Source organism: Volucribacter psittacicida, from assembly GCF_004339025.1.
Taxonomy (GTDB): Bacteria; Pseudomonadota; Gammaproteobacteria; order Enterobacterales; family Pasteurellaceae; genus Volucribacter; species Volucribacter psittacicida.
On sequence record NZ_SMFT01000001.1, the window covers coordinates 73643 to 86554 of the forward strand.

10 protein-coding genes are annotated in these 12912 nt (G+C 40.1%); 7 read left to right on the forward strand and 3 right to left on the reverse strand.

Features of this window, described 5'->3' with window-relative positions:
* Position 1 precedes the first annotated feature (1 nt).
* The 5 genes from EV694_RS00360 (at position 2) to tadA (ending at position 7570) form a co-directional block, all read left to right on the forward strand.
* Positions 2 to 1405 carry a multicopper oxidase domain-containing protein gene (locus EV694_RS00360; RefSeq protein ID WP_132687663.1) on the forward strand — a complete coding sequence of 468 codons (1404 nt, stop codon included), beginning with the start codon at positions 2 to 4 and terminating at the stop codon, positions 1403 to 1405.
* Between the two features lie 187 nt (positions 1406 to 1592).
* Positions 1593 to 3746, forward strand: coding sequence for a polyribonucleotide nucleotidyltransferase (gene pnp / locus EV694_RS00365; protein ID WP_132687666.1), 2154 nt, complete (start codon positions 1593 to 1595; stop codon positions 3744 to 3746).
* A gap of 112 nt (positions 3747 to 3858) precedes the next feature.
* On the forward strand, positions 3859 to 4776 hold the full coding sequence (nlpI, locus tag EV694_RS00370) for a lipoprotein NlpI (RefSeq protein WP_132687669.1): 918 nt from the start codon (positions 3859 to 3861) through the stop codon (positions 4774 to 4776).
* Between the two features lie 67 nt (positions 4777 to 4843).
* Entirely contained in the window at positions 4844 to 6637 is a 1794-nt protein-coding gene (locus tag EV694_RS00375; protein WP_132687672.1) for a DEAD/DEAH box helicase, read from the forward strand.
* Positions 6638 to 7081: 444 nt separating this feature from the next.
* On the forward strand, positions 7082 to 7570 hold the full coding sequence (gene tadA / locus EV694_RS00380) for a tRNA adenosine(34) deaminase TadA (protein WP_132687675.1): 489 nt from the start codon (positions 7082 to 7084) through the stop codon (positions 7568 to 7570).
* Positions 7571 to 7577: 7 nt separating this feature from the next.
* On the opposite strand, the gene pflA is transcribed toward tadA, so the two are convergent.
* The 3 genes from pflA to focA all read right to left on the reverse strand — a co-directional run bounded on the left by pflA (position 7578) and on the right by focA (position 11813).
* Positions 7578 to 8318 carry a pyruvate formate lyase 1-activating protein gene (gene pflA / locus EV694_RS00385; protein WP_132687678.1) on the reverse strand — a complete coding sequence of 247 codons (741 nt, stop codon included), beginning with the start codon at positions 8316 to 8318 and terminating at the stop codon, positions 7578 to 7580.
* 231 nt (positions 8319 to 8549) lie between these two features.
* Entirely contained in the window at positions 8550 to 10862 is a 2313-nt protein-coding gene (gene pflB, locus EV694_RS00390) for a formate C-acetyltransferase (protein ID WP_132687681.1), read from the reverse strand.
* Positions 10863 to 10961: 99 nt separating this feature from the next.
* A complete protein-coding gene (gene focA / locus EV694_RS00395) occupies positions 10962 to 11813 on the reverse strand; it encodes a formate transporter FocA (RefSeq protein ID WP_132687684.1) in 852 nt (283 codons plus the stop codon).
* 265 nt (positions 11814 to 12078) lie between these two features.
* Between focA and hinT the strand changes: the two genes are divergently transcribed.
* Both hinT and EV694_RS00405 read left to right on the forward strand, forming a co-directional pair.
* On the forward strand, positions 12079 to 12429 hold the full coding sequence (hinT, locus tag EV694_RS00400; RefSeq protein WP_132687687.1) for a purine nucleoside phosphoramidase: 351 nt from the start codon (positions 12079 to 12081) through the stop codon (positions 12427 to 12429).
* Position 12430: 1 nt separating this feature from the next.
* Positions 12431 to 12802, forward strand: coding sequence for a DUF1425 domain-containing protein (locus EV694_RS00405; RefSeq protein ID WP_132687690.1), 372 nt, complete (start codon positions 12431 to 12433; stop codon positions 12800 to 12802).
* The last annotated feature ends 110 nt before the right edge of the window (positions 12803 to 12912 follow it).

Sequence of the window (12912 nt, forward strand, 5' to 3'; positions counted from 1 at the left end):
TATGAAAGCGATAACAAGACGGCAGCTATTAAAAACAGGCTTATATTCCACCGCACTTTTGAGCTTACCACAAAGTGCGTGGGCGGCAGCTCGCCCGCCTTTATTGATACCGCCCTTGTTAGAAAGTCGTCGAGGGCGACCGCTATATTTAACCTTGGAAACGGTGCGTAAAGCCTTAATTGAGGATAAATCAACGGAAGTTTGGGGATTTAATGGGCTTTATTTAGGACCGACCATTCGTGTTAAGCGTGGCGAGTTTGTTCGCTTGGTGTATCGTAATAACTTATCTCGCCCTGTTGCTATGAATTTACAAGGGCTACAAGCCCCCGCAGAATTATTAGGGGGTGTAGGTAAAGTGTTACTACCTAATCAAAGTTGGTCGCCTATTATCAGTATTGAACAAGCCCCAGCCACTTGTTGGTATCAAGGCTATAGTTTAACGCAAACCGCTTATGAAACCTATCGCGGTTTAGCTGGAATGTGGATTATTGAAGAGCCTAACTCGCCGAAAAACGCGTTGCCTAATCAATATGGTGTCAACGATATCCCATTAATTTTGCAAGATTTAGAATTGAATAACCAAGGTACGCAATTATTTCAACCGAATCAAAATCAATTTTTAGGCAACCGTTTATTTGTTAATGGACAACAATCGCCTTATTTAAAGGTCGCACGAGGCTGGGTAAGGCTACGCATCGTTAATGCTTCTTTGTCTAGACGTTATGAGCTGAGTTGTGATGATGGCAGAGACTTACATTGGATCGCCAGCGATCAAGGATTTTTGCCCGTAAGTAGAGCAGTCAAATCCTTGTCCTTAGCCCCTAGTGAAAGGGCAGAAATTTTGCTCGATCTCAATGAAGGGGGCAATGTGAGATTAATGGCTGGGCGTGCTACTAACCTTTGGGATAAATTAACAGGCTTATTTTCCGCTGAACAGAATTTACTTGATAATACTATTTTGGAGTTGAGACCAGAAGGATTGCTATCCGTATTTAGCCAACAACCTAGAATTCCATTTCCACCAGATTTAACATTACCAACAACAATAAGCCAAGAACGGCATTTTCATATTAATAATGATAACGCTATGATTAATCAACGCCGTTTTGATCCTCGGCGTATTGATGTTAATGCGAAACTCGGTTCGCTAGAACGTTGGAATATTAGTGCAGACTCACCAGTTGGATTTCGTTTACAAGGAGCAAGATTTATCATTGAAAGCATTGATAATCAACCTTTACCGCCAGAGCAACAAGGCTGGAAAGATACGGTATGGGTGGATAAATCCGTACAGCTCTTGGTGCATTTTATTAATCCCTCATCTCATAATTTCCCATTAACCTTCGGCACCTCAGATTTAATGCTTGCAGATAAAGGCGCAATGGGGTTGATGGTGGTGCAGTAGTTTAAGGATTTTCTCATTATTTAGCATAAAACCTTACCCTTTATAATAAAACCCTGTATAATGGCAGGGTTTTATTTATTCGTTTTAGCGTGCGGCTATCAAAAGTGATTTTCTTGAGATTATTTTTGCTAGTCGCAATGAATAAATAAAATATTAAGATTAACTCATTTATTTATAAGGAAAAATTGTGACACCTATCGTAAAACAGTTTAAATATGGTCAACATACTGTAACATTAGAAACAGGGGCTATTGCACGTCAAGCTACGGCGGCGGTGATGGCGAGTATGGACGATACGACAGTTTTTGTGACTGTTGTGGCAAAAAAAGAGGTTAAGGAAGGGCAAGATTTCTTTCCATTAACTGTTAATTATCAAGAGCGTACTTATGCGGCAGGGCGTATCCCGGGCGGTTTTTTCAAGCGTGAGGGGCGTCCGTCTGAAGGGGAAACCTTAATTGCTCGTTTAATTGATCGTCCGATTCGTCCGCTTTTCCCTGAAGGCTTCTATAATGAAATTCAAATTATTGCCACTGTGGTTTCTGTTAATCCACAAGTCAGTCCTGATTTAGTGGCAATGATTGGTGCTTCAGCCGCATTAAGCCTGTCTGGTGTGCCATTTAATGGGCCGATTGGGGCTGCAAGAGTGGGTTTTATCAATGATCAATTTGTATTAAATCCAACTATGGCAGAGCAAAAAATAAGCCGTTTAGATTTAGTGGTTGCTGGTACTGATAAAGCGGTGTTAATGGTGGAGTCCGAGGCGGATATTTTAACAGAAGAACAAATGTTAGCGGCGGTGGTTTTTGGACACAAGCAGCAACAAGTCGTGATTGAAGCCATTAAGGAATTTGCTCAAGAGGCAGGAAAACCTCGTTGGGATTGGGTTGCTCCTGAGCCAAATACCGCGTTAATTAATCGTGTGAAAGAATTAGCGGAGCAACGTTTAGGCGAGGCCTATCGTATTACTGAAAAACAAGCACGTTATGAGCAAATTGATGCGATTAAAAATGATGTTTTACAGGCTGTTCTTACCGATAATGAAGATGAAAGTATTACGGAAGGAAAAATTGCGGATATTCTAAGTCAATTAGAAAGTGCGGTTGTTCGTGGACGAATTTTGCGTGGCGAGCCGCGAATTGATGGACGAACTGTAGATACAGTGCGTGCTTTAGATATTTGTACTGGGGTATTACCTCGTACTCATGGTTCAGCTATTTTTACCCGTGGTGAAACCCAAGCCTTAGCGGTAGCCACATTAGGTACTGAGCGTGATGCTCAAATTATTGACGAATTAACTGGCGAACGTTCAGATCATTTCTTATTCCATTATAATTTCCCGCCTTATTCTGTGGGGGAAACAGGTATGATTGGCTCACCAAAACGTCGTGAGATTGGGCATGGTCGTCTGGCTAAACGTGGTGTGGCAGCGGTTATGCCATCACAAGCTGAGTTCCCTTATGTGGTACGTGTAGTATCTGAAATTACTGAATCAAATGGTTCTTCTTCTATGGCATCGGTGTGTGGTGCATCATTAGCCCTGATGGACGCTGGAGTGCCGATTAAATCTGCGGTAGCTGGGATTGCTATGGGTTTAGTGAAAGAGCAAGATAATTTTGTGGTACTTTCTGATATTTTAGGTGATGAAGATCATCTTGGCGATATGGATTTTAAAGTGGCTGGGACACGTGAAGGGGTAACGGCGTTGCAAATGGATATTAAGATTGAGGGGATTACTGCTGAAATTATGCAAATTGCCTTAAATCAAGCTAAAGCAGCACGTATGCATATTTTAGGCGTGATGGAGCAAGCAATTCCTGCTCCTCGTGCGGAAATTTCTGATCTTGCTCCTCGTATCCATACCATGAAGATTGATCCGAAGAAAATTAAAGATGTGATTGGTAAAGGTGGTGCAACTATTCGTGCCTTAACCGAAGAAACCTCTACATCTATTGATATTGAAGATGATGGTACTGTAAAAATTGCCGCCGTGGATAATAATGCCGCTAAAGCTGTTATGGCACGCATTGAAGAAATTGTTGCGGAAGTGGAAGCCGGTGCAATTTACAAAGGTAAAGTGACCCGTATTGCTGATTTTGGGGCATTTGTTGCCATTGTCGGTGGTAAAGAAGGATTGGTGCATATTTCTCAAATTGCCGAAGAGCGTGTTGAGAAAGTGTCTGACTATTTACAGGTTGGGCAAGATGTACAAGTAAAAGTGGTTGAAATTGATCGCCAAGGACGTATTCGTTTAACAATGAAAGAGTTAGCGAATAAAAATGTTTCAAATGATGTTGAGCAAAACTCGGTAGATCAAGCACAACAACTTGATACAGAACAATAATTGTATCTTAGACCGCAAGGTTTGTTGTATAAACAAGCCTGCGGTTTCTTATTTGTAGATAATCATCTCCTTATGGAGTGATTATTGATATAGGGGATTAGGCGTAATGAAGATGTTAGACAAACAATGTAAAGGTTTTGGTTTAAGCATTTTTTTATCTAATTTCTTTGTTAGTCTATTCCTTATGGGGTGTATGGCACAGGAAAGCGATGGCTTGGCTCGACAAGATATATTGTTAGCGCCACAGACGCCAGCTATTCATTCTGAACAAGAAGAAATGTTGGTTCGCCTTAGTCAAGTCTTGTTACTTGCCCCTTTAACGACAGAGGAACGTGCTGATTTACATTTTGAACGAGGTGTCATTTATGATAGCCTTGGTCTTTGGACATTAGCGGGCTATGATTTTGCCCAGAGTTTGAGGCTACAACCTAGAATGGCTTCAGCTTATAATTATTTAGGTTTATATTTTTTGTTGCAACAAGACTATGAAGAAGCCTTAGAGGCATTTAATGCGGTTTTGGCTTTGCAGCCAAATTATGAATATGCCTATTTAAATCGAGGATTAAATTTTTATTACACTGAACGTTATCATTTAGCTCAACAGGATTTTGAACATTTTTATCAAAATGATCCCAGCGATCCTTATCGAGCTTTATGGCTTTATTTCAATGAAGTAAAACTAAACCCAAGGCAGGCCATAGTTAATCTTCGTGAGCGAGCGAACTCACTTTCCCTTGAATATTGGGGAACCCAAATTGTGGATTATTTTTTGGGTAAAAAATCGCTAAATCAACTTTTGCAACAGATTGCAGAATATGATCAACAATCTGCGGATTATGCAGAAGTTTTAACGGAAACGTATTTTTATCTCGCAAAACAAAAACTCGATACAAATCATATCGATGAAGCAATGGGTTTATTTAAACTTGCCGTAGCAAATCAAGTATATAACTTTGTTGAGTATCGTTTTGCATTGTTTGAATTATCTCAATGGCGAGATAATCGCAAGCAAGGGGCGGTTGCTCAATAAAGCAACATAATTTTTTATTAAAATAGAACGTACAACGACTTCTATTTTTCTTTTTGAGTATTTTTAAATGACTGAACAAACAATGACTTTTGAGGATTTAGGGTTGCCTAAATTCATTCTTTCTGCTGTTTCTGACTTAGGTTTTAGTTCACCTTCTCCTATTCAGCAGGCTTGTATTCCTTTCCTTTTAGCTGGACAAGATGTGTTAGGTATGGCACAAACAGGCAGTGGTAAAACCGCTGCATTTTCCTTGCCTTTATTAGCACAAATTGATGTGGACGAAAAATATCCGCAAATGCTCGTGATGGCACCAACACGTGAATTAGCTATTCAAGTTGCCGATGCTTGTGAGCAGTTTAGTCAATATATGAAAGGTATAAATATCGTTACCCTTTATGGGGGGCAACGTTATGATATTCAGCTTAGAGCCTTAAGACAAGGGGCTCAAGTGGTTGTAGGGACACCGGGACGTATCCTTGATCATCTACGCCGTGGCACCTTAGATCTTTCGGCATTACGCTTTATTGTATTAGATGAAGCCGACGAAATGTTGAGAATGGGCTTTATTGATGATGTTGAAACGGTAATGGCAGAATTACCAGAGGCTCATCAAACCGCATTATTTTCAGCCACAATGCCTGAGCCAATTCGCCGTATTACCAAACGTTTTATGCGTAATCCGCAAGAGGTCAAAATTCAATCAACACAACGTACCGCCCCTGATATTAGCCAAAGCTGCTGGTTTGTGAAAGGCTTTCGTAAAAATGAGGCTTTATTACGTTTTTTAGAAGTGGAAGAGTTTGATGCGGCGATTATTTTTACCCGCACCAAAACCGCCACCTTAGAGGTTACCGAGTTATTGGAAAAACACGGTTTTCGTGCGGCAGCCTTAAATGGCGATATGACCCAACAATTACGTGAACAAACCTTAGAACGTTTACGCCATGGCAGTTTAGATATTGTGGTGGCAACGGATGTTGCGGCGCGTGGTATTGATATTGAACGCATTAGCTTGGTGGTAAATTATGATATTCCACTTGATGCAGAATCCTATGTACATCGTATTGGGCGTACAGGACGAGCAGGACGAGCAGGGCGAGCTTTATTATTTGTTGAGCCAAGAGAACGCCGTTTATTGCGTAATATTGAACATTTAATGAAAAAAGCCATTGAAGAAGTGAGCGTACCAAATCATATTACTTTAGAGCAATGTCGCCGTAAGAAATTTCAGCAAAAAATCACTAAACAGCTGGAACATCATGATTTGGAATTATACCGTAGCCTATTAGAGGATATGTTTACCGCCGATCAGGATCAAGAAGATATTGCTGCGGCGATGATGATGTTATTGCAAGGTAAACAAAAAATGATTTTACCACCTGATCCGATTGAACCCACAAAACCTAAGCGTGAGCGTGAAAGAGGGCAATCTTCTCGTGGTGGTGAACGCCGTAGCGGTTATGGCTTACCAAAAGAAATGGATCTCTATCGTATTGAGGTAGGACGTGGCGACGGCGTTGATGTGCGTCATATTGTGGGGGCGATTGCCAATGAGGGCAATATTGATAGCCGTTATATTGGGCATATTAAGCTCTATGATGATTATTCTACCATTGAGCTACCACAGGGTATGCCAAAAGAATTATTGCAAATGTTCGCTAAAACGCGAGTATTGAATAAACAAATGCGTATGTCGCTGATTGCTCATGCTCAACAATCGGGCGGCAAGGAACGCAAATCCAAGCGAGGTGAACGAGGTCATCAACGTTTTGCAGGGCAGGATAAAAAAGGGCGAACCTTTAAAGAAAAGGCATTTATGGAACGCCCTGCTCGAGAAAAACGTTCTCGTGGACGTAAATAAGTTGGATAAGAGAGTGAAAAGAGCGTTATGATAACGCTCTTTTTATAGTCGTTCCAATTTAAAATATAGTTGTTTCAATTTAAAATAAGACGAAGTGGTACGCTGAGATTGTTAAAGTGCGGTGAGTTTTGGGATTATTTTTTCACTGTTATTTCTCCGTATTTACTAACAGTTTCGCCCCCTTTTACAAAGGGGACGACCTACTTTCTTTACTATTCAGAGGACAGACGACGGAAGACAGAGGACAGAATAATGGATATGCTAATTTATTGATATTTAAAATTAATACTGTCTTCTGTCCTCAGTTCTCCGTCCTCTGAACGCCAAAATTATTCTATCGTTCTAAGTTTAGGCTGGGGCTTTTTAAGGGGTAAAGGAGCGTTATTTGCTTTACAATAAGTATAGTCGATCCATTTTAAAAACGGCTTATTGAGGTAGTAAAAAGTGCGGTCAGAATTAGACGAAAAATTTATGTTACAGGCGTTATCCTTGGCGGATAAAGCCGAACAATTAGGGGAAATTCCGGTGGGGGCGGTGTTAGTTGATGAACATCATCAAGTGATTGGCGAGGGCTGGAATTTATCCATTAGCTTGTCCGATCCTACTGCCCACGCAGAGATTATGGCATTACGTCAAGCAGGGCAATATTTGCAAAATTATCGGTTAATTAATGCCACCCTTTATGTAACCCTTGAACCTTGCCCTATGTGTGCAGGGGCAATTTTACATAGTCGGATTAAGCGTTTAGTTTTTGGGGCGAGGGATTATAAAACAGGGGCAATAGGTTCACGTTTTCATTTATTTCATGATTATAAAATGAATCATTGTATTGAAATCACGGAAGGCATTTTAGCCTCACAATGTAGTGAAAAATTAAGTGCTTTTTTTCAGCGTCGGCGAGCTGAAAAGAAAGCACATAAACAAAAAACATAGAATAAAGTTAATATTTTACCCTATGCCCATAGCTTTCTAGGATCTGTTTAATTTGTTCGAGAGATTCTTTGCTCGGTGGCTTTACATCTTCTAATTCGTATTTTTCGCCCATGGCTTCCCATTTGTGTGCACCTAAGCGATGATAAGGAAGAAGTTCCACCTTTTCAATATTCTCCATACCTTGAATAAATTGCCCAAGCTGATGAATATCATTGAGATCATCCGTATAGCCCGGCACCACCACATAACGAATCCAAACAGGTTGATTGCGTTTTTGTAAATATTTGGCAAACTCAAGGGTACGCTTGTTGGAAACGCCAATAAGGTTGCGATGAATATCATCATTTAATTCTTTTAAATCTAAGAGTACGAGGTCGGTGACATCAATGAGTTCATCAATAATATGATCGTAACGGCGAACATAGCCATTGGTGTCTAAACAGGTATGAATACCTTGCTCTTTGCAAGCTCGAAACCAATCTCGGACAAATTCAGCTTGTAAAACAGCCTCACCGCCTGAGGCTGTAACTCCGCCGCCAGAGGCTTTCATAAAATGGCGATAGGTTACCACTTCTTTCATTAGTTCAGGGACAGTAATTTCTTTACCAGCGTGCAGATCCCAAGTATCACGATTATGGCAATATTTACAACGCATCAAACAGCCTTGCAAAAATAAAATAAAGCGAATACCCGGACCGTCAACCGTACCACAGGATTCAAAGGAATGAATTCTTCCCACAACAGACATAATTACCTCATACCTTAAAAAATTTTTGCAATTTTACCTTAAAAAGTTGAAAAAAACGATGAAAAAACTAACCGCACTTCGTCAAAGTGCGGTCAGAATTTTGATTATAGTCGTCCCACTTTAAAATGATACTGCGTTGGTACGCCTTGCCGTACTACTTGTACTGTCTTCGGCGTACCGCCTTGTCTCATTTTAAATTGAAACGACTATATTTTTGCTTAATAGATAGGATTACATACTTTGTGTGAAAGTACGAGTAATCACATCTTGTTGTTGCTCTTTAGTTAAAGAGTTAAAACGCACCGCATAACCAGAAACACGAATGGTTAATTGTGGATATTTTTCTGGATTTTCCATTGCGTCTAACAACATTTCGCGGTTCATAACGTTTACATTAAGATGTTGACCGCCTTCCACTTCAGCCTCGTGGTGGAAATAACCGTCCATTAAGCCAGCAAGATTACGTTTTTGTGCTTCATAATCTTTACCTAACGCATTTGGTACGATAGAGAAAGTATAAGAAATACCGTCTTTTGCATAAGCAAATGGTAATTTAGCCACAGAAGTCAGAGAGGCTACCGCACCTTTTTGATCACGTCCGTGCATTGGGTTCGCACCTGGACCAAATGGCGCACCAGCACGGCGACCGTCAGGGGTATTACCTGTTTTCTTACCATAAACTACGTTAGATGTAATGGTTAATACTGATTGTGTTGGAACGGCGTTACGATAAGTTTTGTGAGTTTTGATTTTCTTCATAAAGCGTTCAACTAAATCGCAAGCAATTTCATCAACACGACTATCGTTGTTACCAAATTGTGGATATTCGCCCTCAATTTCAAAGTCAATCGCAATATTACTTGCCACTACATTGCCGTCTTTATCTTTAATATCGCCACGAATTGGTTTCACTTTGGCATATTTGATAGCTGAAAGTGAGTCCGCAGCCACAGAGAGCCCAGCGATACCACAAGCCATAGTACGATAAACATCACGATCGTGGAATGCCATTAATGCTGCTTCATAAGCGTATTTATCGTGCATAAAGTGAATGATGTTTAATGCGGTAACATATTGGGTCGCTAACCAATCCATAAAGCTATCCATACGTGCCATTACATCATCAAAATTCAGGTATTCATCGGTAATTGGGGCAGTTTTAGGCCCAACTTGCATACCATTTTTCTCATCAACACCGCCGTTTATCGCATAAAGCATGGTTTTGGCTAAGTTAGCTCTTGCACCGAAGAATTGCATTTGTTTACCCACGATCATTGGGCTGACACAACAAGCGATGGCATAGTCATCGTTGTTGAAATCTGGACGCATAAGATCATCATTTTCATATTGTACAGATGAAGTATCAATAGATACTTTGGCACAATAACGTTTGAATGCGTCTGGTAATTGCTCAGACCAAAGAATGGTTAGGTTTGGTTCTGGCGATGGTCCCATAGTATAAAGGGTGTGTAAGAAACGGAAGCTATTTTTGGTAACTAAAGTACGACCGTCTAATCCCATACCCGCAAGGGTTTCAGTTGCCCAAATTGGGTCCCCAGAGAATAATTGATCGTATTCAGGGGTACGCAAGAAACGCACCATACGCAATTTCATCACTAAATGGTCAATTAATTCTTGGGCTTCTTGCTCGGTGATTTTACCTGCTTGTAAATCACGCTCAATATAAATATCCAAGAATGAAGACACACGTCCGAAAGACATTGCCGCACCATTTTGTGATTTTACAGCGGCAAGATAAGCAAAATACGTCCATTGTACCGCTTCTTTTGCATTGGTTGCTGGGTGAGATACATCATAGCCGTAGCTCGCTGCCATTTCTTTGATTTTGCCTAAAGCACGATGTTGCTCGGCAATTTCTTCACGCAGTTGAATGGTGGCTTGAATATCTTCGCCAGCTTCAAGACGTGCTTGTAATGAATTGAACTGATTAACTTTATCTTTCATCAAGAAATCAGCACCATAAACCGCTAAACGACGGTAATCTCCGATAATACGTCCACGTCCATAAGCGTCAGGTAAGCCCGTTAATACGCCAGATTTACGGCAACGTAAAATATCTGGGGTATAAACATCAAATACTCCTTGGTTATGGGTTTTACGGTATTCAGTAAAGATTTTTTTCACTTCAGGATCAAGCTCACGTCCATAAACTTTACAAGATCCTTCTACCATTTTAATCCCACCAAATGGCATAATGGCACGTTTTAATGGGGCGTCAGTTTGTAAACCGACAATTTGCTCAAGCTCTTGTTTAATATAGCCTGGGGCGTGAGAAGTAATGGTTGATGGATTAGAAGTATCAAAGTCATAAGGCTCGTGGGTTTTATTTTCCACTTTAATGCCTTCCATTACTGCGTTCCATAATTCGGTTGTGGCAGGGGTAACTTCCGCTAAGAAAGATTCATCGCCCTCATAAGGGGTATAGTTTTTTTGAATAAAATCACGAACATTGACTTCCTTTTGCCAATCTCCGCCAGTAAAACCAGCCCATGCTTTTTGTTGTTGTTCAGTTAATTGAGTCATGTGTGTACATTCCTTCTATTGATTAAATGAAAAAGTAAAACTATGTTAAAAATTTTGCTAAAACCGACAGCACTTCTTGCCGATTTTCGCTTAATCAGATTAATGGGGTCTGTTGATATACCATTGCGCTAACGCAACACAACAACCACCGCCGATAATATTGCCCAAGGTAACAGGAATAAGATTTTTCACCACAAAATGATAAAAATCTAAATCTGCAAATTGTTCGGGGGCAAAACCAATGGCTTGCCAAAATTCCGCCCCACTAAAATGGGCAGTAACCATTCCCATAGGGATCATAAACATATTGGCAACGCTATGTTCAAAGCCAGAAGCCACAAACATCGCTATGGGTAAAATCATAATTAATGCTTTATCTAACAAAGTCTTGCCCGCATAACTCATCCAAATGGCAATACATACCATAATGTTACATAAAATCCCTAAACAAAAAGCCTCGAGCCAAGTATGATGGATCTTATGTTGAGCGGTTTTTAGAATGGTAAGTCCCCATTGCCCATTCGCTGCGAGTGTTTGCCCAGCAAACCAAATAAGTAGGACAATAAATAATGCACCAAGAAAATTGCCAAAATAAACCACAATCCAATTACGCACCATTTGTTGCCAAGAGATTCGTCCACTGGCTTTAGCCACTAAGGTCATTGTTGAGGAGGTAAAAAGTTCTGAACCACAAACCACAACCATAATTACCCCTAAGGAGAACACGATACCGCCAACGAGTTTGAGTAATCCCCAAGACACATCGGCTCCCCCTGTTTGGGTAGTGGTATAAAACACAAAGGCGAGAGCGATAAACGCACCAGCAGGAATAGCAGAAAAGAAGGAGAAAATTTGTTTTTTACTTGCTTTATAAACCGCCACATCTTCGCCCACTTGGGACATTTCGGCAGGTTTAAGCATACAAGTTGAAGCTGAATTTTCTGGCTTCATAGTAAGACTCCGATAGATAAATAATAAAATTAATCCCCAATATCAGGATTAAAAAATTTTTTATATTTTATAAGATTTGTTCATTATAAGCCCTTTTGTAGGGGAATAATAGGGTTATTTCAAGGCAAAATAGCAGGAAAAAGGGCTTTTTTGATTCAGATCAAATTTTCAATCAAATTGCTATTTGCTACGTTTTCTGTTACAAAAGAAACCTATTTTTTAGGAGAGAAATTGTTTAAATAAACAGCTATTTGAGGAGGCTATAATGGCAGAGGAAACCATTTTTAGTAAAATTATTCGCCAAGAAATTCCTGCGGATATTGTGTATCAAGATGATCTTGTTACCGCCTTTCGTGATATTGCTCCGCAGGCAAAAACCCATATTTTAATTATTCCTAATCATCTTATTCCAACAGTTAATGATGTGAGTGAACAAGATGAACGTGCTTTAGGGCGATTATTTACTGTAGCGGCGAAAATTGCACAGCAAGAGGGAATTGCCGAAGATGGCTACCGTTTAATTGTGAATTGCAACCGCCATGCTGGGCAAGAGGTGTTTCATTTGCATATGCATTTGGTTGGTGGCGAACCGCTAGGCAAAATGTTAGGAAAATAAGATGAAAAAAACTGGTTTGTATTGGTTTGGCTTGTCATTAATGCTGTTATTAACCGCTTGTGGCAGTCATCAACCTAATTTGGTGCATACACATAAGCCGATTTTAAATGTGGTAGCCGCTCTTGATCCTGTGCTGGCTATTCAATTAGATCACAACAGTTTTCGTATCAAAAACAAAACAGATCATCCTCTGAGCTTGCGTTATGCGGTAACTTGGTATGATAAGCAAGGGGTTACCCAATTATTTGCTCAACAACAAACTGAGCAACAAGCTATTATTCAGCTTGACGGTAAGCAACATTTACGTTTGCCCTTAACTAAGCCAACGGTACAAAGTGTTAATTATCGCTTATTTATTGATACGCCTCAGTAGTGAAAAAGTGCGGTCTGATTTTTAATTTTTTTGTAAAAAATATAAAATTTTGACCGCACTTTTAAATTGGGAGCGACTATATTAGCCCAAAAACGAGTTTATTTATTTTT

Coding starts and splice junctions, on each gene's coding strand:
- EV694_RS00405 (WP_132687690.1), top strand. CDS start 12,431: ATGAAAAAAACTGGTTTGTATTGGTTTGGCTTGTCATTAATGCTGTTA.
- EV694_RS00375 (WP_132687672.1), top strand. CDS start 4,844: ATGACTGAACAAACAATGACTTTTGAGGATTTAGGGTTGCCTAAATTC.
- focA (WP_132687684.1), bottom strand. CDS start 11,813: ATGAAGCCAGAAAATTCAGCTTCAACTTGTATGCTTAAACCTGCCGAA.
- EV694_RS00360 (WP_132687663.1), top strand. CDS start 2: ATGAAAGCGATAACAAGACGGCAGCTATTAAAAACAGGCTTATATTCC.
- pflB (WP_132687681.1), bottom strand. CDS start 10,862: ATGACTCAATTAACTGAACAACAACAAAAAGCATGGGCTGGTTTTACT.
- nlpI (WP_132687669.1), top strand. CDS start 3,859: ATGTTAGACAAACAATGTAAAGGTTTTGGTTTAAGCATTTTTTTATCT.
- pflA (WP_132687678.1), bottom strand. CDS start 8,318: ATGTCTGTTGTGGGAAGAATTCATTCCTTTGAATCCTGTGGTACGGTT.
- hinT (WP_132687687.1), top strand. CDS start 12,079: ATGGCAGAGGAAACCATTTTTAGTAAAATTATTCGCCAAGAAATTCCT.